Raw genomic sequence first — 26942 nt, forward strand, 5'->3', positions numbered from 1 at the left:
GCTACTCTCCACACTATTTTCTATAGGATAAATCGAATATTGTCGAACTTATATCATATTCATTATAGATTCTTATATATTCACCGTCAACAATAAATTCATATTTTATTCATGTTTCATATATAAAAAAAGGGGCTAAGTACAGCCCCCATTTTCATGCATATATACTATTCAAACAACATTATTTAGTGAAATACATAGCTCATCCAAGATACCAGTGCCTTCTTGTACTCTTCAATGGTAGAAAATTTCGGTGTATAGTTTGTTAACCATTCGGTTAGTGTAGGTTGTGTCGCCTCTGGGTCTACGGCAATGGGTAAATCCCAGATGTTACCATGTTTGCCTTCAAAGTAGCGCCATTTGTCTTGGGCGAAGCTCACCAAGGCGTAGGCCTTATCATATTGTTCCTTCGCAAGGTCTAGTTTGCCTAGGTTTTCATTAATCTGAGCCATAATACTATAATCCGATGCATTCCATGGATAGCCTAATGCAGTACCGGCCCAGCCAAATCGATACTCCTCATCGATGAGGGTTTGTAAATTCCGCTTGTACATCTCGGCCCGATGGGTGTCGCCAAAATGAACGGCCAATTTTACCATGTATTTGACGCATTCAAGGTACGCGTAATGATCCTGTGTATGACGCTGGTAGTTTGGATTGTCATAGGTCGCATCCCACAAGGTACCAAGTTCGTCCCAGCTGGCTTGATCCATATGGTCTAGGTGAAAGTGCCATACGGCCTTAACCCACAACAAGAATACCGCATTCGTATAGTTCCAATAATGATTGCCCTGTGTATACTCATCTTCCACCTCATGGCCATTCTCATTTAAGAGCACATGCATCTGACTAATCCAGTCAAAACGCATGGAGAAAAGCGGTGGATACACGGTTTTAATATAGCGCTCATAGCCTATGCGATTATCCGTTTCTACATAAAAATGCAATAACGCAAGCTGTAAATACTTAAGATCAAAGGCACTCGATGGATTTGCCAAGTTATAAATAAATGCATCCGAACAACTTTCATACTCTAATGGATCTTTCTCCTGAGCCTGAATCAACTCTTTAAAGAGACTTTCAGCCTCACTACGCCCTGTGAAAGCATAGGCTAGCACCCGATACCACTTGGATAGGCGACCTACTTTCAACATATACTCGTACTGCCACGAATCCGGCGAAGGAATGTCCGCACGAGCGACCAAATCGTCAAGGAAATTCACGATAGGAATCACATTGTGGTACATGCGCTCGCAGCGAATGGCACGTTGACACGCATCTAGCGCACAATACACGTGGCAACATAATTCCACGTCCACCGGCGGCATATCATCCGCTTTATTCATGCCAAAGGGGGCATCAAATCTAAAGGAATCATCCGTATCAATCAAACCTTCTAGGCCAAATGAAGTATCCCTGCCAAACGGACGATTCATACCGAACGGATTGGATTCATCAATCACGGACAAGAGCTCATCGCCCACCCCGACATACCGCTTGCGATACAATTCCTCCACGCGGTCTACATAAGGAACGAGAACATCCAAATACTGCTTATACTGATGCACCTTCGGATGCAATTCGACGCCCAGATTCTCTGTTGAAAGTTCCCGAATTATGTGTGCCACAAGAGGAAATACCTGCTGTTCTTTCACATAACCGAGCACGCCATCATCATAAGTAGGCACCTGCTTTAGGGTACGACGGACCATCGTATATTGGATATTCCAACATTGCCGGATCAACGGATTCAGCCAACGTTCACAGTCATCATAGACGTCAATAGCTGCCTCTTCAGAAGGCGCCATGTACATTTTATACATGAACTCACAAATATGTTGTAATAATACATCCTTCGACAAGGTCTTGAGCGCGTCCGATTCCGTTTCTCCGTCCATAGCCTGTAGAATATCCTGTATCATTAACACTGCGGCTTGACTATAGGCGGCTCACAACGTATCTGGATGTGTAGAAACAAATATATTTTTCAACGTGTCCAAATAATCCGGATTGCCTGGTTGTCCGTACCCTACATAAATGACAGAACATATAATAATATAAACAAGAATATGCTTGTTCATCTGTGTTTGACGATGAACAAAACCATCGTTATAATATAAGAAGATAGTCAGACGAGTAGACACGTCAGGCTCATCTCGGAAAACATGAAATTTTGAGAAATGGCCTTTTCGTTTTTACTAATCTCCGGGTTAGTGGAAATGAAGGGCTATTTGTCTTTCTCTAGACAAATAAGCGCTATTAACGCCCCTAAGGCGATAACTATGATCATCTATATTTGACGATGAACGCAACCATCGTTATAATATAAGAAGATAGCTAGACGAGTAGTGACGTCAGGCTCATCTCTGAATTATATGATAATGTAGAAATGGCCTTTTCGTTTTTTACTAATCTCCAGATTAGTGGAAATGAAGGGCTATTTGTCTTTTCCTAGACAAATAAGCGCTATTAACGCCCCAAAGGCGATAACCACAGTCATCACCTGTAATAGGAGCATAATGATTTCATAATCACTCATAGGCTTACCCCTCCCTTCAATAACGAAGAGAGGCCCAACCTCGTCTAACTATCTTATGTTAATTATATATCAAACAAACATACGATACAATAAGTATCGTATTATAGAGATTTATAAATGAAAACTCTACCTTAGGAGATCCAGGGTAGAGTTTTTTGTGTTTATAGTATATCTACATTACTCCGTATATCAACTCTGTCTTTTTAACTATATACAATAAATAGTAAGTGATATCAAAGCTTTCACATAAACGATTTTCCGAAAGGTTGTTGTATGATACTATATGAAATATGAAGGTTTTATGAATGTGTATATAAGAGAAGGGTTACGTTATGGCTACTGCGAAATTTACTTATAAAAATCATCAGGCACCTACACTGTTTGACGGCTTGCAAAAGGCCTCTAAAGAGGAACTATCCTATTTAATCGCACTGCTTCGCCAGCAAACGATGAAGAATATTTTCTCAGATAAATTCAATAACACTGTAACTACAGGGAAAAAAGCTTTCAACTCAGTTATGAGTTCTTTGGAAAAACTAATAAAACCAATGATGATATCGACCGTGAAAGTAAAGAGAATCATCAAGATATCAACAACAAAATTAAAGAAGAGATTCGCGCATTACAAAGTTATTCTCAAGAGCAACTCTATACATTATTTATTGAAGAAGTTCGCGAGGAATTAGATGTACCAGATAGTAGTCTAGCCCTATTATCTAACAAAATTATTGCCAGTGCAGCTAAAACAGATTCTTCAATTAATGAAGAGTTAACTATCGAGCAAAAGGCGGATATTATTTACCAAAAAACACTGCAATCCATCATTTCTAGCCTAGAAAAACAAAGTGATGAAGAGCGCAATGAAATGATTCGTCAACTCGATATAGAGCTCGATAGCTTATCATCTGACCGAAAAGAGTTAATCAAACAATCCTTACAAACGGATCATCTAAGTGGTGAGGTCTTGCGTAATAGTTTCTTAAAATCTGGCATAGGTATTGGTTCACTTATCACCGTCGGTAGTTCCTTTGGGGCTTACATCGCTATCAATACAATCATCCATGCCATATTTACGAGTTTCCTAGGCATCACCATTCCCTTTGCCGTCTATACCGGTGTGGCTAAAGGTGTTTCTATCATCGCAGGACCAATTGGTTGGTGCGCATTAGGTGGCTATTCTATTTACTCCTTCATTAAAACCTCTGGAAAATTAACATCTGCCATGATGTCTGTTGTTGTATTCATCGCTATGACGATTTATGGTAAAAGCTTCTCCGTCGACGAAAATGGAGCGCCTTTATGGATTACCAGTGATTCCATTGAATATCAAGAGTATCAAAATAACCAATACCGAATTATCCAATTAAATGATAAGGTAAAAATTCTTTCCAAAGATTTAACGCTTTCACAAGAAAAAGCTCAAAAAATAGAAGCGACTAAGCAAAAGCTGGAAAAGGAATTACAAAAACAACAAGCAAATCCAAGTCATACAAACCAACATGTTGTGGATGATTTAAAAGAGCAGATTAAAGTAATGTCGCAACAGCTAAATACGGTACAAGAAAATCGAAAACATATAGAAAAGCAATATCAAGCACAAATTAAAGAGTCCGATGCACTTAAAGCCCGTAATAAAGAATTAAAAGCACAAAATAAATCATTACAAGAGGAATCTTCTTATTACCAAGAATGTAGCAATGAATTCGAAGAGAAAAATAAATCGCTCCAACAAAGGATGACGGACCAAGAAAATCAATCGGCACAAAAAATTCATGAGCTAGAAATGCAACTACAATTGATGGCGGAAGATGAAAAAGAATATGAAAACGATCCAAAGCGTCTAAATGATGCTAAGGATTTACAACAAATTTACGAAAAATTTGAACTAGAAAAACAATTCTTAGCGGATTATACAAGTACTAATCAAACAGTGCGCGTTTATATCCAAAAAATGCTCACTCGCCTATACGTAACCGATGATCCAACACAAATTGATGCCACTCATAATAGTAAAATCAATTCATTGGGATTCCCTATTTATCATATGGAAACCGCTGATGGATATCGATTATATTATGCGTATTCAAAAACAAGTGCCAAACCAATTCACATTCTTTGTCACTGCATAAAATCAAAAGAAGCAGTCTATTTCAATAAGATGAAAAATTCAGAAACATTTAAGAAAAAATTCAGGAATTAAATCACTTGAAGCACTATGATTTATAGGATTAAAATTAAAATATATTCTTATCATATACAAAGTAAGACAAGGAGAGAATCATGATTTGTCAACATTGCGGTAACCCCTTACCGGAGGGCGCTAAATTTTGCAGTATTTGCGGCCAACCTCAAGCACAATTAACATGTAACAATTGTGGCACCCCATTAGAGCCCAATACATTATTCTGTAGCAATTGTGGAACACCAGTTACTAAAACATCAACTGCACCAGAAGCAGTAAGAACTCCACCAACACAAAAGACCAGTCCTGTTTATGACTGGGATCCTTTTGAACTCAATGAATTAGATACACTTACGTTTGTGCTCACCAAGAAATATACTGAATTTCAAGGTCGTGCCAGCCGTAGCGAATTTTTCAGATATAATTTGATGATTTCTCTTTGTCTAACAATCATCCCTATTATAATGGGTATCATTAAATTAGTGTCTAATAATATCATGACTGTTATCGTCTTATATGTCCTACTAGGTATTATCGAATTAGCATTAATACTTCCAGGCTTAGCTATTGCCGTCCGCCGTCTACACGACACCAATAAATCTGGTTGGTTCTTCCTTATCAACTTTATTCCTATCGTAGGACCTATTTGGTTCTTAATCTTAATGCTAACCAAAGGTGATACATATACTAATAACTATGGTGAAAGAACCTCCTATATCCAAATCACCCCAGATATCCAACGACAATATGGGCTCCGACCATCGCCAACCTCCACATCTACCGCATTGTATATCATTGCCTATGTCGTACTCATAAGCATAAGCATTGGCTTGAGCGCTGCTACTATCGCTACTAGTTTTAATTCCATAAACAATACAACACCTACCCACTATTCTACGAATACTAACAGTAATAATTCGTCTGTGAAAGCTACACCTGCCCCACAACCAGCATCAACAAATACACAATCTGTGGCACAAAATAATGCGGTTGAAGAAAGTACAAAAGCGTTGCAGAACTACTATCGCTACCTAACCAATAAAGACTTTGCTAATGCCTACACGTACCTCTCTGATGAACAACGTGCTAGCCTCGGTACCTACGACTACTGGCGCAATGGATATAAATCAACCCTATCCACCACATTACTTTCAGCAAAAGCTGTATCCGTCTCACCAGACACCGTCGTATATAATTATCGCATTGAAAGTAAAGACCTCATTAACGGCCGTATCAAACATCAAACATTCACCGGCAATGTAACCATGGTAAAAAACAACAATAACTGGATCATTCAAGACCAAGATGGTCAATTAGCTGATTCCTATTACGAATAAAATACATAAACATAAAAGACTCGTATCATTTGCTGTGATACGAGTCTTTTATAATCTATGCTATTACTATCCCTAAAATTATAAATGCTAACTACTATTACTCATACATCATGAGATCTCTACTATTTCACTAATTTCACTAGCAAATAATTCATAACAACCAACATATATCGAGGCCTCATCTGGCTCATTATTTACACCAGAAACAAAAGAGTCCAACTTACCTATTAATGACTCTCCATCAATAAATCTAACCTCTACATATGTTGATTGTATTTCATGATAACGATTATATAACTCTTCCTCTGTCATAAGGTCACCTCTACTTTAGCACCCCTTTACGCACAAGGTCCCATTTCACGTCCTCGATCTCCTGCGTTAATTCTGCATTTAAATCACGCATTAAGGATATAAATTGTGCACGCTTATCCGCATCATTCCAATCAATTAGTATCTTATGCAATTTAAATTGTAATAGAGTGTTTTCATATTGCTTATATAAATTACCTTCAGAGCATATATCTCCCTTATCAGCTGTACAACAATATAGCTCATTAATAGCCTCCAATTTAGCAGAAATCTTCTCTAATGATAATATATGCTCTTTAATATAGTTATACACACGGGTTTTATATGAGCAGGTATTGCTTTCACCATTATCACCGGCGCCCTTTTCCCACCACGTATAGTAACGTAAACTCAAAACTGGACCTTCTTTAATTTTATCAATACGCCAAAACATATATGGTTTAACGGTTAAATTGTCCTCATTTGTATTTTGAAAGCCCCAATAATCGGCATCAACAGTTCGGTCTAGAGAACGTGTCCAAAAATGCATTAAAGACCAAGGGGTACCAAAGCTGCTACCATGCTGAATCGTATGAGTATGAGACGCATCATCTATACGACCATATACATACGAATCGTCAATATTCTCAATGTGTTGTTTCAAGTCGGTCATAAATGGTGCTTCATGATTTGGCTGATTAAATACAGTCTGCAAAAATCTCCGTTGGGCAATTGCAGTATCTTGGATATAAAAACGAATATGCTCGTCTACATCCTTATAGTATTCCCAAAAACAGCTATGCTCTATAGTAGCCCTAATTTTAGAGCTCAAATAATCCACAAAGCTCATTAAAATTGAATTATTCCACTCACGACAAGACAGTAACAAGGATAAGAACTCTGGCCCATCCACATAGGTATTAACCTTTGGATCCTTCTCCAGCTCCCAAACCGTATTCCAGTCATCATCATTGAACCAATCCGTCTTCAAATACGCAGTATGAATCGTATACTTTGACAAATCCAATTCTCCCGGTTCATTTCGTAATGCCCATCGAATACTATTCACCGCGCCCCAGCAAGCAGTCCCATCACGTTTTTGCTGTTGTTCCTTTTTATCATCTGAAAGATGTTGATATATATCCAATCCATTGTATTGATTTGATTCAAATGTTTTTGAAAGCAAGTATTTATACCGATTGATCTGATTACCATGCTCCTGTGATGATGTTTTATCTTCAATAATTAAAGCTACTTGTAGTTCTGGAACCAATACAAGCACATCAATATTAAGTAACTGCCTAAAAATATATATCTGGTTAACACCAGATACATCATAAGCCTCATTCAACAAACGAGATAAAAACCGAGATCCAAACTGACGCCCACTTGCATTATCGTCGCGAACAGGCATATTAATCCAATTCAAACACCAGCAAATAAAAGCATCCTGCGACAACTCATTCGTCGCAAAACTAAAAATATTATTCTCCACGATCCGTTCGTCAAACATATTCCGCATCCCCTAATAATACAAACAACTACCCTAACCAAACCCGGTACATAAAACTCGATCAATTTATAATAACAATACCATCCTTAAGACAAGTATACAATCTCAAACGTGTAAATTCCGTACCATATAAATGCAAAACTATGCCCTAACATCACCTAAACCACAAACGTATATAGAGAAAGACCCTATCGGCCCCTCAAAACGACTTCGGGCTCCGCGTAGCGCAGTAGCGTGTCGGCTTTTCTCTCCTCCAGAAACAATGCCACTACATCACCTCCATACAAACGTACATAGAGAAAGCCCCCATCTGTTCCAAAACCGACTTTGGCCCTGCGGAGGCCGCAGGCCGGAGTCAGACCCGTCCGGTGTATTCTCTCTAAAAAAACAATGCCCTAACATCACCTAAACCACAAACGTACATAGAGAAAGCCCCCATGGTGTTCTAAAACCGACTTTGCCAGGCTGGCTACGCCAGCCGATAAGGCGGTGGAGGTTTTAGGATGCCATGGGGGCTTATACTCTAATTACCCTTTATACTTAGGTGATGTAGGGCATGTTTCAGGCACCACGTCTTTGCGGTCCCCTAGTTGTGCACTACGGTCTGTATAGTGTGTATGAAGTAGTTCGTGTGCTTTATGTCCTAATGGTTCGCCCAAGAAGTTTTTGTATAGATCTTGAATTTCTGGGTTTTCATAGGATGCCACGTATTTGTATTCTTCATCAGCTTTGTAAAGTCCGCCAATGCGGGCTTCTTTTGTTTTTACGGCTTGTGGTAATTTAGTGCGTGGTTGACCACCACCACCGATACAACCACCTGGGCATGCCATAACTTCGATAAAGTCATAGTGCTTGCCACTTTCTTTCAACGTGTTAAGGAAATCACGAGTATTTTTGCCACCGTGTACAACAGCAACGGACAATGTCACGTCATCGCCAAGTTGTACAGTCGCTTCTTTTACACCGTTCATGCCGCGAACGTCTTCGAGGTGAGTCAATGCATATGGAGGTGGCTCTTTGTCAGTGATGAGCTTATACGCCGTACGCATAGCTGCTTCCATAACGCCACCCGTATTACCGAAAATGATAGATGCACCAGTTTCCATACCGATTAAATCATCGAACTTAGAGTCTTCTAAGCTGCCAAAATCAACACCTTCGTCATTGAGCCAGCGAATGAATTCGCGTGTGGTAATGGAAATATCCGTATCCATGCCGAGGCTTTCATCATCGTAATAACGAGCCGCCGCATTTTCCTCAACACGCTTAGTTTCAGCCTTCTTCGCCGTACAAGGGTTAACGCTGACAGACACGATATTCGCCGGATTAATGCCCTTTTTCTCAGCAAAGTACGTCTTGATCATGGCCGCCTCCATGGCGATGCAAGAACGAGTACTGGACAAGTTCGGAATGAGTTCAGGGAAATAGATTTCCGCAAAGCGCACCCATGCAGGGCAACAGGATGTGAATTGAGGGATAGTACCGCCATTCTTTAGGCGATCTACAAGCTCAGATGCTTCTTCCATAATGGTCAAATCCGCACCAAAATTCGTATCAACCACATAATCAGCACCCAATTTACGAAGGGCGCTTACCATTTTTCCTTCTAAGAATGTGCCTGGTTCGTAGCCAAAGCCTTCGCCGATAGCCACGCGCACAGCCGGAGCCGTTTGGATAACAACAATCTTATCAGGGTCAGCAATAGCCGCTTTCACCTTATCAAGCTCAGATCTAGCATGCATGGAATCGAATGGACAGGCAGCCGCACATTGACCACAGTGGATGCACATTGGCACATCACCGGTTGATTCAAGATCGTAATAATCGAGCACGCTCATCACATCGGCGCAAGCGCGACGGCACAAGGTGCAATTCTTACACTTCGAAATATCGTGGTAAATGGACGGGTTGTCGAGCGCGATTGGCACGCGTTTGTCGATAAATTCAAATTGGGACATGAGGACCTCCTCGTTCTGTATAATCATACTTATTGTGAAAGTTTTAATTTCTCCTATATTACTAGCATAACAAATAAGGAGGCCATCAATCAACGTACTAGGCTAGTAGGAATTGAAAGATTATTGGACTTCATAAACAGGAAACTTTAAAGTTCATACATCATCGATACATCGATGAGCTCTACCCGTTCATCGTCTGAGACAAATCCAAACCCTCGTTTGCTAAATAGCCAATAGTATGATTCACCGTGCAATACACGGGCTTTTTCCATGAGTGATACCAGCACATCTTGGCCAACCGGTTCATTTTTCCATTTGCACTCGCCCACTAATAAATGACGTACAGGCCGTGCATTGGGATCTGCTTGTATGTCCGCCATGGCCACTAAATCGATTTCAACTTGCTTTTTCGTTGCACTATCCGTGCCCCACCAATGACCTATTTGTTGTGGCAAGAACGGAACTGAGCCTCGGTGAATGCGCGCCTGTACATATTGTGCTGCCATCGTTTCAAATACGGGTCCCATGAAATGTGAAAGCATAGGTTTAACGTATTGATGGTATACAAGTTTGCCATTAAAGTTTTCAATGGCCCCTTGGTTCGGTTCTACAAAACGATACCAAAAGGTATACATAGAATCTTTAATGGTATAAATACTTTTATTAGACTTAGATTCAACAGGATGTATTTTTTCGATGATCTGTAAATCAATAAGGCTTTTTAGATAATTATTCAATGCCCCCGTCGTCATATCTACCTTAGTAGCAATTTCGTTATTACGGCTAGCCCCCTTGGCGATAACACTAAGAATTGCATTATACTGACGCGGCTCTCGTAATTCCTGCTTTAACAGACTCGACGGCTCATCCACAAGACGTCCTGTAGGCGTGAAAAACAAGGAAATAATGCTTTCATCAAGAGAATCACCATCCCTAAAATATGATAAATATTCAGCCACACCACCGGTAAGACCAAAGGCGATAGCACTATCCTCATAGGAAAGATGAGGTACCATTTGACGGGCCTCGATATACGTAAATGGTTTAATTTTATACTGCGCCGTGCGGCGACCATACAAAGGGCTCTTATGGCCTAGCACCTGATTTTCCATAAAACTCATGGACGAACCACACAATATGAGCATTAACTGAGACCGATTTTTATACGCATCAATCAAGGCCTGCAGCTCAGACGAAACGGACGGAATCGACTCCGCCAAGTACGGATATTCATCGATAATAAATATACAACGATGGTCTAAGCTATACTCAAATAAATGGGTCAACGCCGCCGTAATTGTTGGAAAATTCGGTAACGTGGACTGTAATTTACCGGTTTCAATCATCCCCGTTGCACGATATACAGCTTGTGAAAGCACCTCTAAATTGTTACTCGCACCAGACTCGAGGCCCACCATATACGCGCCATCATGAGACGCCAAAAAGTGGTGCAACAAATACGTCTTACCCACACGACGGCGTCCATACACAATAGCCAATTCAAAACGTTTTGAATTATATTGCGCCTCCAGAGAAGCTAATTCATGTTCACGGCCTACAAATACCATATCGCACCTCCTTAATTTGCACCTGTCTCTTTATTTTAGTATAACACGATATAGTATATTACGATATACTATATTACGTTATACTAAATCAGTAAAGAAGATACATGCCTCATCAGACCAGATATTATCAAGTATTACAAAGGTTTTCACCCACACGTTTTATCCTATAACTCAAGTTCACAGTTCGCCTAAAAGCACAAAAAAGCAGCTCGAATGAGCTGCTTTGTCGTATAAGGTGTATATTATTTTTTACCTTGTTTTGCTTGTTGTGGCCATAAGAAGTTATAAACTGCTTCGGATGGGGAACCAGCAACAACTGGACGGTCTTTGCCATCAACTTTATCTTCACGTTCTGCGTAACCTTGTGGGTTGTACAATACAACTTTTTGGTCTTTTACAGTTTTCTTTTTGTGGTTGAATTCTTCAGTTGCGATGAAATGATAACCTTCAGAATCTTGAGCTTTGATCATTACAGTTGCAGTTTTATCGCTTTTTTGAACGCTATCTTGATCGATGGACCAAGTGATACCTGCACTATCTTGACCAAATACTTGCCAGTTAACAGCACTAGCAGAACCAAAACCGAATGCGCAAATTGCAGCAGCAGCTAAACATGTACCTAGTAATTTTTTCATATATTTCACCTCGTATAAAATCAAATTTAATTTATTATACCATATATTAAATGTATTTTGCGTGAAAGCTAATTTTTTGCGATACTTTTACGTAAAATGTACTTCGTCCTACACCATGTCGCTCAATAAAGCCCTCTTCTACGAGTTCTTTCAAGGCTTTTTCAACAGTAGATACAGCTATATCTGGTTGTTTCTCAAGAATTCCAGATTTCGTAATCTTACCAATAGTGGCACTAATTATGATTTTTATACGATCCTTCGCAGATAACGACGTATTCAGTAAGGCGATGCGGCTTTCAAAATCACGATAGGCCGCCAAAATAACGCGAAGCATGTATTTGACAAAAGGGACTACATCCTCATCGCCTGTATGCCAACCTGCACCAGATTGAGCTAACGCCGCATAATAACTGTCCTTTGTACGCTCGATTTTTTGCTCTAAACTAATGAACTTACCTATCATGTACCCATTTTGGTACAAGAGCAACGTCGTCAGCAATCGGCTCATACGCCCATTGCCGTCATTGAAAGGATGAATACACAAAAAATCGTGTATAAATACAGGAATCACAAGCAATGGATCCACCGATTTATCTTGGAGAACCGCATTAACACCTTGGCAAATTTCATCAATAGCAGCAGGCGTTTCATAAGGTGCCAAGGGCTTAAATCGCTCCACCTCAGAACCATCTGCGAGCCGCTCAATAATCGAATTCTGCACATTCTTAAACTGACCGCCAATCCCCTTGTGGGAATACGCATACAAATCGCGATGCAACTGTAGTACAATTTGCCTTGTCAAATCGATATACTCGTAATTTTCGTGTACCGTATTCAACACATCGCGATACCCCATAATCTCTTCCTCATCCCGATTACGGGGCGTCGTCTTATCTGCTACCAATGACCGAATCCGAGCCTTCGTCGTCACAATCCCTTCAATCCGATTCGACGACTCCACACTCTGCACCTTCGCAATCTTCACAAGCCGCGCTACACTACTAGGCCGCTGCGACACAAACAAATCCTGCCGCCCCTTATACTCGTGAATCTGTGAAACCAATGACACAACCTCGCCATCCCAAAGACAATCCTCGAGCCACCGATAATCAAAACTACGCATACCACACCACCTTTCCCCTATAAGACTATTTCTCCCCTAATTTTAATACAATTTAGGCGATAAATAAATAAAAATATATCTTCCTTCTCCGGTCCTTTGTAGAAAATAATACTAATGTAGAATAAAAGAAACCTCGCTCTGAATATGTTGCTAGGGTAGGCTGGGAAATGGAGGGTGTCTAAAAAACGACTTTATCTTCACTGTGGATTTCGATTCTCGAAATCTTACGTTCAGGACTAAGTGATGTGTGGCTCCCATGCGTCGCTCCGCTCCTCTGTTAGCTCACACCCTACTTATGTCCCTGCGAAGGCCGCAGGCCGGAGTCAGACCCCGCCGGTGGAGGCTTTTTCTCCCTTCTCCGGCCCTTTGGGAAAAATAAAATTCTAAGGAATAAAAAATGCTTATGTTTCTGATTTTGTATTCATAATATAGAAAAGGAATGGTAGGGAATCGAAAACCGACTTTGGCCCTGCGAAGGCCGTAGGCCGGAGTCAGACCCGGCCGGTGGAGGTTTTCGATCCCTGCCATTCCTATCACACTATATACGAATGCTAATATTCAGAAACATAAGCATACAAATTCAATTAAATTTTATTTTCCCCAAAGGGCCTGCATTACTTCTGATCCTATTGTATCTTTTTCAATTTTCACAGGTTTTTGTTTTTCATTGCTACTCAACAACGGTACACCAGATTGGCTATACACGGTTGCGTTCACTTCTGTCCATGTGCTATCTGGGCGGTTGATTTCAACGGTGTAGATATAGGTATAACCTTCTACATTGTTGGCTTTCACCAAGATACGCGCCATAGAATCTGTTTTAAACACAGATGAGTTATCGATAAACCACGCGGAATCGTCTGTGTCCGCATCAACGTAGTACCAATCAGCGGCATTAGCTACGCCAAAGCCACCGAAAAATATACATCCTGCTGCCATAATAGCAGCTAACCATTTTTTCATCATTCTCTCCTATTCAATCCTTTATTCATTCAACTATATATGGGCATGATTGTGGTTTGGTCTCTACACAACGTCAGGGCCTAATAGATAAAGCAACTGCTCGTCCTGTATAACACGAGTGGCGACCACTTAGGTGATCGCCAATTGTGCATATCTATGTTAGATATAGTATATTTTCGTTACTTTGCATATAGAATACAAACAAATCTATATGACATATACGATATTAGTCTTCGCTTTCGATTTCAGACGCAGGAATTACAGCAATGCTTGCTACCTTATCACCTTCGTCGAGGTTTTGTGTTTTCACACCAGAAATGGCTTTGCCTTTTTTAACGGCAATGTCATTCATGTTAAAGCGAATAATTTTACCTTGTTCGGAAATGAGCATCACTTCGTCATCATTGTGAACGACTTCAACGGCTACTACATCGCCAGTTTTATCGTTAATGCGGAAGTTCTTTGTACCGATGCCGCCGCGTTTTTGTACATTGTACGCATCCGCTTCGTTGCGTTTACCATACCCCTCTTCGGAGATAGTGAACACTTGTGCTTCGCTTTCATCAGACTCAAGAACACCAGCGCCAACAACAACGTCGCCAGTTTTCAACTTGATGCCACGAACGCCATGAGCCGCACGTTTCATGAGACGAACGTCCTCTTCGTTGCAACGGATGGCCATGCCAAGTTTCGTACCGATTAGGATATCTTGGTTGCCTGTGGTTACGATTACGCAAATCAAGCGGTCCCCATCGTCAAGGTTAATCGCATTGAGGCCAGAACGACGGATGTTGCGGTATTCTTCGATAGCCGTACGTTTTACAACACCGAACTCAGTAACCATGAATAAGTTTACATTTTCATGGATGCGTTCAAGGTCGATCATAGTCGTAACGGATTCGCCCACAGCGAGTGGCAATACGTTGACCATAGCGGTACCACGAGAGTTACGGGAACCTGCTTCTGGCACTTCGTACGCTTTGAGGCGGTATGTACGGCCAGTGGACGTAAAGAACAACAATGTATTATGCGTGCGAACATGCATAATTTGCGTTACGTAGTCGTCTTCCTTCGTCTTCATGCCGATAACACCAGCGCCACCTTTATGTTGGTTGCGATATACGTTGGCATTCATGCGTTTGATATAACCTTGTTTCGTCAAGGTAATTACCATTTCTTCGTCAGCGATGAGGTCTTCTACATCAAGGTCGGACGTATCGATTGTGATTTCACTGCGACGAGGATCGCCGTATTTCTTCTTCATATCTTCCAGTTCGTCTTTGATGATTTGACGTTGACGCGCTTCGCTAGCCAAGATAGCTTTCAAATCTTCAATCAATGCCAACAATTCCTTGTATTCTTCTTCGATTTTTTCGCGTTCCAAGCCTGTTAAACGGCGTAAACGCATGTCGAGGATGGCTACTGCTTGTTTTTCTGAAAGCCCGAATTTTTGCATCAATGCGTTACGTGCGATTTCGTCAGTTTGAGAACTGCGAATTGTAGCGATAACTTCATCGATGTGGTCGAGGGCAATCAACAAACCTTCCAAGATGTGAGCACGCGCTTCGGCTTTGTTAAGCTCGAATTGAGTACGGCGTACGATAACATCGAGACGATGATCTAAGTAGTAACCCAATACTTCTTTCAAATTCAATACGCGAGGATGACCGTCCACGAGGGCCAGCATAATCACGCCGAAAGATTCTTGAAGTTGAGTGTGTTTATATAATTTGTTAAGAACGATATCTGGTTGCACGTCAGCGCGCAATTCGATAACAATGCGCAAACCTTGACGGTCAGATTCGTCGCGAAGTGCTGTGATACCATCGATGACCTTATCGCGGCTCAAGTTCGCAATCGTTTCGATAACGCGAGCCTTGTTAACTTGGTACGGAATCTCAGTCACTACGATTTTATGCTTGCCCTTCGCCATTTCTTCAATGGTTGCACGAGCGCGCATTTTTACGCTGCCACGACCTGTAGAGTACGCTTTTTTAATGCCTTCCCGGCCCAAAATGAGCGCTCCAGTTGGGAAGTCTGGCCCTTTAATTTGCGTCATCAATTCGTCCACAGTTACGTCTGGATTATCGATGAGCATTTCAAGGCCATTACAAACCTCATTAAGGTTATGCGGCGGAATATTGGTCGCCATCCCTACGGCGATACCGCTGGAACCATTGATGAGAAGATTTGGGATCTTCGCTGGCAATACGGTCGGTTCTTGCAAGCTTTCATCATAGTTCGGCATGAAATCAACAGTTTCCTTGTCGATATCAGCGAGCATTTCTTGCGTAATTTTTGCCATACGCACTTCGGTATAACGCATCGCAGCGGCACTATCGCCGTCGATGGAACCAAAGTTACCGTGGCCGTCTACCAAGAGGTAGCGCGTATTGAAATCTTGTGCTAAACGAACCGTTGCGTCGTAAACGGAGCTATCACCATGTGGATGATATTTACCGAGTACGTCACCGACGATACGAGCGGATTTCTTGTACGGTTTATTTGGCGTCATGCCTGTTTCGTGCATCGCGTACAAAATACGACGATGTACTGGTTTCAAGCCATCGCGCACATCAGGAAGAGCACGCATTACGATTACGGACATCGCATAATCGATATAGGCGTTCTTCATTTCTTTATCAATCTGAACGGGATGAATATTCCCATGGGACCATTGTTGGTCTGCCACAATCTCACCTCATTTTACTAACACTGATTACAATTCATCATATTATTATAGCATTTTTATGGGTTTAGCGCTATTGTTATCAGGATTTTTGTGAAAGCTGCCCCGCCTATTCTAATAGCCAATCCAGAACATTCTTTTGCTCTATACCATTATGGTTATCTGTTTTATGTAATACATCCATTGTAAGTAAATATTTAGGGTAGTTATCATCAAGTTGCTCTAACGATGATAATTCACGTTGTAATGTAGTATCTTCCATCACTGTATAGCTAACTTGATAATATTCTAACCGATGTGGTTTTTTAGCAACAAAATCTATTTCACCATTTTGTAGATGCCCCACATATACACGATAGCCACGTCTAACTAATTCCAAATATACAATATTTTCTAATATATGACCTCGGTCCGAGTCTGTACGACTTAATAAAAACTTACGGAATGCACTATCTACAACATAATATTTGGCATTTCGCTGTAATAACGCCTTCCCCTTTACATCAAACCGGTCAACTTCATAGATTAAAAGACCATCTTTAAGGCCTTGTAAATATTTCTCAACCGTTTTATTATCCGTTTTACGGCCATAACTAGTGAGCGTATTCGCAATTTTCGTAGGATTAATCAGACTCCCTATATTAGCCAATAAATATCTAATAATATCCAGTAATAAAGGAACATCTGTAATTTTTAATCTCGTTACAATATCTTTCAAAACAACTGTATTAAGAATGCTTTCCAAATATTCATCAATGCTTTCATCATCCTCAACACGCACTAATCTTGGAAATGAACTATGTTCAATATATAAATTATATATTTCCATATCTGATAAATTTTGCCGACTATATGCACTATGAAATTCTTTAAAAGAAAGCGGTAGCATCTCAACTTGTACATATCTGCCAGTTAATAATGTAGCAATATCAGAAGACATAAAATACGCATTTGAACCAGTAATATAAATATCCACATTGGGTTTGATAAATAAACTCCCTACGACCTTTTCAAATTGTGGTACATGCTGTACTTCATCTAAAAATACATACATGGGAGTCTCTGGAATCAATCGTTCTACTATATACTCATGGAGGGCATGATACTCCTGTAGCGGTTCAAACTCTAAATCTTCAAAATTAATAGAGATAATTTGATTTGGCTTAACACCACTGTCTAATAATTCTTGTTTAAATAATTCAAATAATGTAGATTTACCGCACCGACGCACACCAGAAACGACTTTTATTACATCTTGATCTTTATGACGCCTCAAAAAATCTAAGTATTGCTCACGTTGAATTAAAGACATCATAACCTCCTTTTCCTAACACTATATCACTGTTAAAACACAATCAATGTATATATTTTAGGATAGTAATCCTAATTCAACTCTATTTTAAAAAGTTTAAGGATTATAATCCCTGTACTATTCAATTATAACATATTCAGGGATTGCAATCCTTAAACTTTCTATTTAAACCTGTTCCATTTTGGAACAAGTTCAAAACCTTTCTAATTTACCTTCAGCATAAAATCTCAATACATATAAAAGACGTGCAAATCAAATTGATTTACACGTCCTTTTATCAGCATATCATCAGTAGTTATTTCCATTTTGGAAATAACTACTAACACATCTCAAATATGCTACTTTATTAATTCTCAACAATTATGGAATCCAGTTGATTCATTCTAAATTCTTCTATCACGTCCATAAAGGCCTTATTATGTATTGGATTTTCAGTCATACCAAACAAATGGCTCGTACAATCACAGTCGGAGCAGCCAAATTTTGGCACGTCCCACTCGGCAATGGCACGCACCGCATCAGCTAAAGCACATTCGACGCTCACGTCTACATCATCAGGGTCTGGCATGCTCGGCATGGATGGGTATGGTTCGTGAGTAAGGCTCCAGCTTTCAAGGGGTAGTCCGCTCGTACGAATAGGCACGCCGGCAATCATTTCGCAATGGCCGCGGAAGTAATCGAGGTGCCAATGCATTTTCTTGCGTTTTCTCTTATGGCGCACAATGCGTTTCGTAAGGTTCGCCTTGGCGGAGCCGACATACATGTAATAACCTGCATTAAAATGCATCATGCCCTTAGATCCGATTTCAAGATCTAGCTCATGGTCAAGGTGCATCACCATGATGTATACGCCGCTGTCGTGCGCTTCGCTGTCGAGAACATAGCTCGGATAGGTACAAGCACGTGTCACGGTAGGCATTGTGAAAGTCTCATCCCACGCCACAGCAACGGCTTTCCAGTCGAGGAATGGGGCCACTTCTTTAAAGGTCGTGGCAAATTCTAAATCCGTATGGTAGTCTGGCAAGAACCATTGAGCTTGGTCCCATTGTACAAGGAATAATACGCCCGTATGGTAGCCTTCATTTTGTAGTTCCCGTAAGTGCAATAAATGCTTGCGTCCCCGTTCTGTAATAGCATCGGGGAACATGGCACCGGTCTTGGAGAACAAGGTACAGGATTTAACCTCTAACAGGAATTCTTCACCATCGTCGTTAGTGAGGAGTAAATCAAAGCGTGATGTCGCCCCATGTAGTTTTACCGTATATTCGCGACGTACAATACGCCATTGTTCCCAACCAGGAATGAGTTTGTTTTCAATCAAATGCTGAGCTACATCATTGCTGTAGTTCGTATCGAGCATGATAACAACGCCATCACGCTCAATACCTACAACGCGGTACTTCGTCTTCGCATCTGGCTTATCATGAGGCACGATATACATCGTGACACCGGTAAATAACAGTTCCCACATACGACCTGGATTTGGCAAATGAGCAAGTACGCTTTCACCATTAAGATCCAAGGTCACCACAAAACGATTGGGACGGCCTGTATAAGTTGCTTTCAAAATTGTATCGTATAGAACCTTCATCGTTCCTCCTATATCAAGATAATTCTAGGTTCATTATACAACAAAACGGGCCACTCCGAAGAGCGGCCCGCTAGGAGGCGTCATATGACAGGTTCCGAGGCTATCATATGACCAGGGATAAGATATTCATCGCATAACAGCGATAGTTATGCTAGGCACAGACGGGATAGAGTCATCTATGCATTAGCGATATGTTGTTTTATTGCAAATCTTTACTTTGCGTAGATACTTCACTGGCAGAGGTAAAGCTTGCCAATGGAGCGTCGCCAGAGCCTAAGATTACCTTGTTCGCTACTAGCGCATTAGCTGCCGTTTTAGCTTGTTCCAAAGTAAGGCCAGTGCGAGGTCCACTAATTGTGATCGATGCGCTTTTACCATCGACTGTAGCAAATTTAAGATATACCACACGTTTATCAGCCATGTTGGGCACTCCTTTCTAATTCATATACATAAGGATGGGAATGATCGCGATAGGTCCACAGGGTTTGGATTACTACGAACCTTCACGCAGCCATTATGTGCTAACTATTATGAGTGAAAGCACATTAATGACCAAGGGATACTTCGTTGACGCGTATTACGTCAGCAATGGTGTTCTCATAGAGACCAGCCAATGCGGTACCGACGATTTTGACCGCATCATCAGTAGCTTCTTCAGCGACGCGTGTGAAAGTGACGTCTTTGTACTTCGGTTTTTCTTCCGTACCGATATTAAAACGTAACACTAACTTTGTGCGTTTTAGTTCAGCCATCTGATCACCTCCTTTCACCTATATACATTCCAAAAAGAGGCTCGTGACAAGCAAATTCGTTTCAAAAAGAGGAATAATATTTTTCCCCATGAAAAAACGACCCCAAATCAAGGTTTAGGGCCGTACTTTTGTATTTAGTTTCACGTGAAACAGGGTCAAAAATTTTTGCTTTTTTGTAGCTTGGGACACATTATTTTATTGTAAAATGAATTATACTAGTATATGTAATTTGAAATGATGATAACAATCATTTCATAACGATCTCTTACTAGCTCTCTAGAACATGTATCGTTTGGACGTACATCATCGTCGAAACGCATCATCTCTAGCATGTGCTAATAGAGACTTTCACAGTGAAAATATATGATAGAATATAAGTAGTTCATTACAATTTAGAGGGGATTACAATGGCTCAAATTGCAGGAAATTTACAACGAATTAAAAACGGCCAACGCCGTTATGCTATTACACCGCGCATTCCAGCGGGTTTTATTCAACCAGATCAATTGCAAAAATACATTGATGTGGCGAACAAATTTGGCGCTGTTCTTAAACTAACCGGCAGCCAACGCATTATGATTACGAATTTGAAAGCTGAGGACGTAGACGCAGCGTGGGACATGCTCGGCATGGAGCCGGCGTACATGGTGTCCAACCGCGTGCGCAGCGTCAAGATTTGCCCAGGCACAACGTTTTGTAAACGGGCTAAACAAGATAGCGTGCATCTTGGCATGCAATTGGAACGCAAATATTTGTCCCAAGAAATGCCTAGCAAGATGAAGATCGGCGTGTCCGGCTGCATTAATTCTTGTACTGAAAGCCGCATGAAGGACGTTGGCGTAATCGGTACGGTTGAAGGCTGGAGCATCTACGCTGGCGGCAGTGGCGGTGCGCATCCACGCATTGGCGACCTCATTGCAGAGGTAACAACAGAAAAAGAAGCCCTTGCACTTGTGGACCGCATCATCGAATATTACAAAGCAAATGCACAAATCGAACGAATGGGTGAATTCATCGACCGCATCGGCTTAGATGCTTTCAAAGAAGCTGTACTAGGCGACCTTGAAGGGGCTCCTACAGAAGCGAAAGCAGCAGAACCTATTGTTAACTTGCCAGGTCACGGCAATGATCCAGAGGTTGAGACGCCACGCCTTGAACCAGGTCAACCAATTACACCGGATACAATCATCCGCGATATCGTGGACATCTATCCAAATACAGTACCTGTACTACAAAGCATCGGCATGGGTTGCCTCGGTTGCCCATCCTCTACGATGGAACCACTATGGCAAGCCGCTGAAATCCACGGCGTCAATGTGTATGATTTACTTAACAAACTAGAAACTGCCCGCAAAGGTGCATAATTAATATAAAGGAGTTTCACATGTCCGCATTTTTAGGTCACATTCACTACTGGTTATACCGCAAAATCCAATTGCTCGTAGAGCGTGAAAACTTAATTCTTGAAAAAACGACAAAGGTCGTAGATGACCTTGCTGAGGAATTACATTCCATCTCCGTAGATACATACGGCGAACCAATTAACCCTAGCATTCCATTGGAAAACATTATCGACCACAACAACATTCACGGTTGGCTCTCCAACCAAATCAACATAGCATCCGTCCGCGAAGCGGCTTTCATCAAAGACATGCTCGATACAAATGCTGATGAAAATGCTATTCACGTAGTAACCGCTATTCTCGATGCCTTCGCTGTACAAGGTCAAGCATGCGGCGTTGTGGCCCAAGATAGCCTCGAAGAACATACGGCGCCAGCCATCTACAATGCCCTTCAAAACTTCTATGTAAACGGCATGCCTTGCGACGGCGGCGACCAAATCGTTGAGGATAGCGCTGACCGTTTCACATGGGTCGGCGACCACCGCTTACAAGCTGGCTACTGGCGCACTGCAGGCGTAGATCCTAAATTCATGATGCTCGCATACCAAACATGGTTCGAGGCCTTTGTGAAAGCTATCGATCCTGAATTTGAGCTTATCACCACCGAAGACAATGGCACACGATTATATACAATCGCTAAAAAATAAATACCATTTCGTTCGCTAAAACGGACGAAAAACGAACGAAAACGCGAACGTAAAATTTTACGCTCGCGTTTTTTGTCATGATTTATAATTTATACTTACTCAACTGTATATGTGGTACTGCGCCCAGATCCTTGTTTCCTTAAAAAACCAGATTTCACTAATTTATTAACAATTTGTAATACCTTTGTTTTACCAAATCCAGTATTCTCTACTAATTTCCCAGAAGATAATGCCTTAAATTGTAGAATATTATATATTTTCTTCTCATCAATGGTTAGTTTATCTATATTTTTTTCAATAACTGGCAAAATAATTTTTATTGAGTTATCGGAAATATCAAATTGAGGCTTTTTAACACTATTTTTATAAGCCTCCTGAATACGTTGTATACCAGTACCATATCGCTCAATAATTTCAAGTCGGAAAAAAACATTCCCAATAATAGGATTTCTAAGAATAGAAATTTGCCCCTCTAAATATTGATCTTTTCCTAGCCCCTTTGGTAAGCCTCCTGGCGATACAATTTCAATATGATCATCAAACATAGAAATTTTTGTGTGAGCTGGTATATCCCAAGCACGATGGACCAATGCATTAGCAATAGCTTCTCTGAAAGCAGTCTCAGGTATACGCTCATATCGTTTGCGAAAGGAGCCCTCGATTTCACTATATTGATAATAACGACGATACATAGTTAATGCTTCGTTATAATAGTTCAATAACGATGTATGTTCAATTGTATTTCTTTCCAAAAAAACATTAATAGATTCTCCAAAACGAGCCATATCTACACCATGAAAAGAATTTTCATCAGCTAGTAACTCACCTGCAATAGTATAGCCTTCATTCATACGATATAATTCTAACGTAATTAGTAAATCCCGTGTTAGAGCAGAAATCCCCATTATAGATTTACAAGCCTCTTCTAATACAGTAAATTGTAAGTCCTGACGTTTAGAAACTAAGCTATCATAGGAAAGGTTCTCTCCTTCCATAACCAATCGCTTCAATTCAATCGTATCTACAGGTATGGATGCACTATCACTACGTCTATATGATTTTCCATTATAAAAGTATGGAGTATCTTTTCCTTTTTCTACTGTTAAGGTTATAACATTCGTACTATCATCAATCTCCAATCTAAAATTAGGAATTGGATTAATAGTATCATTAATCTTATTTTCAATGGCTAAACATGCCTCTCTAGGATTTTCTATACCAATAATCGCTCCATCATCCTTTATTCCAAATTGAATCTTTCCTGTTCCATAATTAGCATAAGCACTTACCGTTTTTAGAAATGTATTGGTTATTGATTCTTTAAACTCTAAAGATTTCGTTTCTCGCATATTATCACCCACCTTTTTATATAATATATCATAAAACGAGCGTAAAAACGAACGTAAATTTTTTCGTTCGCTTTTACACTCGTTTTTGTTCATATCTAAAATTTGTATTCACAAAAATTATTGTTAATACAAATACTTTTGGACATATATAGTGTATCCTATGAATTAGAACAGGTGTGTTCTAATTCCGGGGATCTAGTCTATGTGTCTAAAAAATAGAACAGGCGTGTTCTATTTCTAAGGACCTAGTATATGTGTCTTAAAAATAGTACAGGCCTGTTCTAATTTAAAATTCCTTATAAAAGTGTAGCTACAGACACAGAATTGATAAAAAATATCAGTTATAATAGAACCATAAGATAAATCATTACTCATATACTTTCAAATATAGGAGGTGCAGCATCATGGCAGGCACAGTAAAAAAAGATCTAGGTTTATTATTCCAAGGCCCTAACTACGTAATCGTAAAAAAAGGTGGCAAAGCAGGTGAAAAGGTAGAAAAACATAATCATCCTGAAGCCAATGTTATCTTTACTGTTGTTAAGGGTACAGTTCAAGTATTCCTTAACGAAACAGAAGAACATGTACTCGTACCGGGTGAAGTTCTCGAATTTAATGGCGATAACTACATTCAAGCAACGCTTGTTGAAGATAGTGAATTCATCGTAAACCTCGTTCATAAACCTGAATAAGATTATATAGATATGACCTCCTCCTCTCCTTAGTGTCTATATATAAAAAACACCTATAAGTGGTAAGTTACATAAAACAGTAACTATTACCATATATAGGTGTTTTTTACATTCTTAGTCCTAATATCTTAATTTTATAACTGTATTTCTATAGAATATAGTATTATCACTTGCAGTTGCTTTCATAAGAGAATATACTAATTATATAAGAGAGAAAGAAGGATTTACATGATACGCGAAGATTTAGAAACCTATATTCACAATCAATTTGAGGATACTACCACCAATACGCCTTGGACGCGGTTCCCGCATTACAAGGTGTACCGCCATCAAAGTAATCATAAATGGTTCGCCCTAGTCATGAATATTACTACCGATAAATTAGGATGGTCAAACATTCGGCCTATCGATGTGTTAAACATCAAATGCGAGCCCACCATGATTGGTGCCTTTCGTAAGGAACCAGGCATATACGCAGCCTATCATATGAATAAGGCCAATTGGCTAACCGTTTCTTTGGATGGCTCTGTGCCTACTGAAAGAATAAAAATGCTCCTCGACATGAGCTATCGATTAACTAAATAAAATACTAAATTCTTTATCTGCCCATTTAGCACATAAAATAAAACGAGCCTGGATTCATTCTAAGCTCGTTTTTTTGCTTTCACGTATTGTATTGTATTGTTTAATATTTATGAAATAACTTTCACCTATACTCGTAACATCATAGATGCACTTATTAAAAGTACAGTATATACAATAGCAATGATAATAATATGCATTGATGTGGTCTTTAACATTTGACGGTATAATCCAAGTGAACAAAGTATATAATATAGGGCCAATACAAACGTAATGAGGCCTAAAATAAATTGAACACCAAACGCAATCATACCGGCTCCAGCAAGGCTCAATATAATAACGAGTACCGCACCGAGTAAGGACAATACAGTTATAGGTAAATCAAAGGCCATCGCATACGAAACGGCCATGAACGTATCCTTAAACATAAGATCACGATTACTAGTGGCTTTCACATAAAAATGGGCCAATATCAACCAAAGCCCTTTTAGGAAAATCCAGGCAAAAACAAAGCCTAAAATCGATACAATCGTATCTAGCATGGTCGCAGGCGTGATAAGAAATATGATACCATTTTCCACCACCGACAAACCAAGCATAATGCCAAACAAACGCAACATAAAAACTAGCGCTTGATCAAACGTACCATTCTCCAAAATATACGGAATCCCCTTAGACCGCGGATACCGCATCAAACTCCAACAAACCTGCATAAAAGACATAATTAAACCCTCCTTATCTCCTTCTTCTCTACAGTCTAAAAAAATAATATTTTATCCAAAGAGATTAACGAAAAAAGGGATACCCCTCTGAAAACGACTTTGGCCCTTCCCCCTACTGTCTGAAAAATTAATATCTATCTTCGATAGAGGAAAACAGCCCCTCTCGAAAATCGATTTGCTCCTTTCCCCCTACAGTCTAAAAAAATAATATTTTATCCAAAGAGATTAGCGAAAAAAGGGATACCCCTCTGAAAACGACTTTGGCCCTTCCCCCTACTGTCTGAAAAAATTAATATCTATCTTGGATAGAGGAAAACAGCCCCCTCTCGAAAAACGACTTCGGGCTCCGCGTAAGCGCAGTAGCGTGTCGGCTTTTCGAGAGGGGGCTGTTGGATTCTACCTCAAAGGATAGATATTATTTTTTTAGACGTTTAATTACTTCATCTGTAATATTTTCAACGTTACTATTTGCATCAGCTGCGCGGATTGTGTATGGGTCGTCTAATACAACGTCCATTTTCTTTTCAACGCGAACGGATTCGATAGCGTTGTGAATGTTTTGCATCATAGGTTGTGCAATTTTATTCACTTCGTCATTTTCTTTTTGTAACAATGGAGCTACGGATTTATTGAATTCTGCTTCTGCTTGAGCTTGATCTTTAATTTTGTCAATTTCTTGCATTTTCTTTTCAATTTGTGGACGATATTGTGCATCTACTTGTTGCATTTTCATATCGAGTGCACCGTAACCAGGATAGCTATTTACAACTTGGCTCATTTGCACCAAACCAATGTTAGCAGCGCTTGCTACAGCAGTGGTAGCGGAGATAGCACCAACAATAGCCAATGTTGTCAATTTTTTAGTTAATTTCATTTGAGATCCTCCTGAACAGTAAAGTTTCATTACACAAACATGTAATGCACTATTTTTACTATATCAAATCTAACTTGCTTTCACAAGTAAAAACCCTCAAAAATCATAGATGAGATATAGCATCTAATAATTAAATTGTATACTATTAAATCATAACCACCCGTAGAACGGGTGGTTTGCTCTGACCCTATAAGGGTCTTTCTCTAGTGGTGGCCCTCTAAAG

General features: G+C 40.1%; 23 protein-coding genes. 7 read left to right on the forward strand and 16 right to left on the reverse strand.

Going from position 1 to position 26942, the window contains the following annotated elements:
* Positions 1-185: 185 nt before the first annotated feature.
* Positions 186-1898, reverse strand: a complete 1713-nt coding sequence (locus HMPREF1504_RS08565; RefSeq protein ID WP_232203346.1) for a hypothetical protein — start codon at positions 1896-1898, stop codon at positions 186-188.
* 973 nt (positions 1899-2871) lie between these two features.
* Here HMPREF1504_RS08565 and HMPREF1504_RS10595 point away from each other — a divergent pair.
* From HMPREF1504_RS10595 to HMPREF1504_RS08575, 3 genes are all read left to right on the forward strand, one after another.
* Positions 2872-3225 (forward strand): hypothetical protein, encoded by a 354-nt coding sequence (locus HMPREF1504_RS10595; RefSeq protein ID WP_232203347.1) that lies wholly within the window; start codon positions 2872-2874, stop codon positions 3223-3225.
* A gap of 179 nt (positions 3226-3404) precedes the next feature.
* Entirely contained in the window at positions 3405-4739 is a 1335-nt protein-coding gene (locus tag HMPREF1504_RS08570; RefSeq protein WP_232203348.1) for a hypothetical protein, read from the forward strand.
* 80 nt (positions 4740-4819) lie between these two features.
* Positions 4820-6058, forward strand: coding sequence for a zinc-ribbon domain-containing protein (locus HMPREF1504_RS08575; RefSeq protein WP_038125117.1), 1239 nt, complete (start codon positions 4820-4822; stop codon positions 6056-6058).
* 108 nt (positions 6059-6166) lie between these two features.
* On the opposite strand, the gene HMPREF1504_RS08580 is transcribed toward HMPREF1504_RS08575, so the two are convergent.
* From HMPREF1504_RS08580 to HMPREF1504_RS08635, 12 genes are all read right to left on the reverse strand, one after another.
* Positions 6167-6370: a hypothetical protein gene (locus HMPREF1504_RS08580; RefSeq protein ID WP_016476279.1), complete on the reverse strand. Its 204-nt coding sequence runs from the start codon at positions 6368-6370 to the stop codon at positions 6167-6169.
* A 10-nt stretch (positions 6371-6380) separates the two neighbouring features.
* Complete coding sequence (locus HMPREF1504_RS08585) at positions 6381-7859, reverse strand: PD-(D/E)XK nuclease family protein (protein ID WP_038125120.1); 1479 nt, start codon at positions 7857-7859, stop codon at positions 6381-6383.
* A gap of 527 nt (positions 7860-8386) precedes the next feature.
* Positions 8387-9817 (reverse strand): [FeFe] hydrogenase, group A, encoded by a 1431-nt coding sequence (locus HMPREF1504_RS08590; RefSeq protein ID WP_005381658.1) that lies wholly within the window; start codon positions 9815-9817, stop codon positions 8387-8389.
* 146 nt (positions 9818-9963) lie between these two features.
* On the reverse strand, positions 9964-11385 hold the full coding sequence (locus HMPREF1504_RS08595) for an ATP-binding protein (RefSeq protein ID WP_038125122.1): 1422 nt from the start codon (positions 11383-11385) through the stop codon (positions 9964-9966).
* 242 nt (positions 11386-11627) lie between these two features.
* Positions 11628-12020, reverse strand: coding sequence for a hypothetical protein (locus tag HMPREF1504_RS08600; protein ID WP_005381651.1), 393 nt, complete (start codon positions 12018-12020; stop codon positions 11628-11630).
* Positions 12021-12066: 46 nt separating this feature from the next.
* Positions 12067-13143 carry a Fic family protein gene (locus HMPREF1504_RS08605; RefSeq protein WP_038125123.1) on the reverse strand — a complete coding sequence of 359 codons (1077 nt, stop codon included), beginning with the start codon at positions 13141-13143 and terminating at the stop codon, positions 12067-12069.
* 591 nt (positions 13144-13734) lie between these two features.
* Positions 13735-14106: a hypothetical protein gene (locus HMPREF1504_RS08610; RefSeq protein ID WP_038125125.1), complete on the reverse strand. Its 372-nt coding sequence runs from the start codon at positions 14104-14106 to the stop codon at positions 13735-13737.
* Between the two features lie 226 nt (positions 14107-14332).
* Positions 14333-16798, reverse strand: a complete 2466-nt coding sequence (gene gyrA, locus HMPREF1504_RS08615; protein WP_038125126.1) for a DNA gyrase subunit A — start codon at positions 16796-16798, stop codon at positions 14333-14335.
* Positions 16799-16904: 106 nt separating this feature from the next.
* Positions 16905-18107 (reverse strand): ATP-binding protein, encoded by a 1203-nt coding sequence (locus tag HMPREF1504_RS08620; protein WP_038125127.1) that lies wholly within the window; start codon positions 18105-18107, stop codon positions 16905-16907.
* A gap of 346 nt (positions 18108-18453) precedes the next feature.
* Positions 18454-19698 (reverse strand): DNA/RNA nuclease SfsA, encoded by a 1245-nt coding sequence (gene sfsA, locus HMPREF1504_RS08625; RefSeq protein ID WP_038125130.1) that lies wholly within the window; start codon positions 19696-19698, stop codon positions 18454-18456.
* 199 nt (positions 19699-19897) lie between these two features.
* Positions 19898-20119 (reverse strand): DUF2922 domain-containing protein, encoded by a 222-nt coding sequence (locus HMPREF1504_RS08630; protein WP_016476269.1) that lies wholly within the window; start codon positions 20117-20119, stop codon positions 19898-19900.
* A gap of 124 nt (positions 20120-20243) precedes the next feature.
* Positions 20244-20450 (reverse strand): DUF1659 domain-containing protein, encoded by a 207-nt coding sequence (locus HMPREF1504_RS08635; RefSeq protein ID WP_005375915.1) that lies wholly within the window; start codon positions 20448-20450, stop codon positions 20244-20246.
* 407 nt (positions 20451-20857) lie between these two features.
* Here HMPREF1504_RS08635 and HMPREF1504_RS08640 point away from each other — a divergent pair, with 407 nt between their 5' ends.
* The gene (locus HMPREF1504_RS08640) at positions 20858-21814 is read left to right on the forward strand and encodes a DUF1858 domain-containing protein (protein WP_038125132.1); all 957 of its coding nucleotides are present in this window, start codon (positions 20858-20860) and stop codon (positions 21812-21814) included.
* Between the two features lie 20 nt (positions 21815-21834).
* Complete coding sequence (locus HMPREF1504_RS08645; RefSeq protein ID WP_005375832.1) at positions 21835-22500, forward strand: hypothetical protein; 666 nt, start codon at positions 21835-21837, stop codon at positions 22498-22500.
* A gap of 95 nt (positions 22501-22595) precedes the next feature.
* Here HMPREF1504_RS08645 and HMPREF1504_RS08650 read toward each other — a convergent pair whose 3' ends face one another.
* Complete coding sequence (locus tag HMPREF1504_RS08650; RefSeq protein WP_038125134.1) at positions 22596-23849, reverse strand: ATP-binding protein; 1254 nt, start codon at positions 23847-23849, stop codon at positions 22596-22598.
* A gap of 404 nt (positions 23850-24253) precedes the next feature.
* Here HMPREF1504_RS08650 and HMPREF1504_RS08655 point away from each other — a divergent pair, with 404 nt between their 5' ends.
* On the forward strand, positions 24254-24541 hold the full coding sequence (locus HMPREF1504_RS08655) for a cupin domain-containing protein (protein ID WP_038125136.1): 288 nt from the start codon (positions 24254-24256) through the stop codon (positions 24539-24541).
* Between the two features lie 228 nt (positions 24542-24769).
* A complete protein-coding gene (locus HMPREF1504_RS08660) occupies positions 24770-25126 on the forward strand; it encodes an MmcQ/YjbR family DNA-binding protein (RefSeq protein ID WP_038125138.1) in 357 nt (118 codons plus the stop codon).
* A gap of 125 nt (positions 25127-25251) precedes the next feature.
* On the opposite strand, the gene HMPREF1504_RS08665 is transcribed toward HMPREF1504_RS08660, so the two are convergent.
* A complete protein-coding gene (locus HMPREF1504_RS08665; protein ID WP_038125140.1) occupies positions 25252-25845 on the reverse strand; it encodes a hypothetical protein in 594 nt (197 codons plus the stop codon).
* A gap of 415 nt (positions 25846-26260) precedes the next feature.
* Positions 26261-26719, reverse strand: a complete 459-nt coding sequence (locus HMPREF1504_RS08670) for an OmpH family outer membrane protein (protein ID WP_005375856.1) — start codon at positions 26717-26719, stop codon at positions 26261-26263.
* Positions 26720-26942: the final 223 nt, after the last annotated feature.

This window comes from Veillonella sp. ICM51a (assembly GCF_000524355.1).
In the GTDB taxonomy this organism is placed as follows: domain Bacteria; phylum Bacillota; class Negativicutes; order Veillonellales; family Veillonellaceae; genus Veillonella; species Veillonella atypica.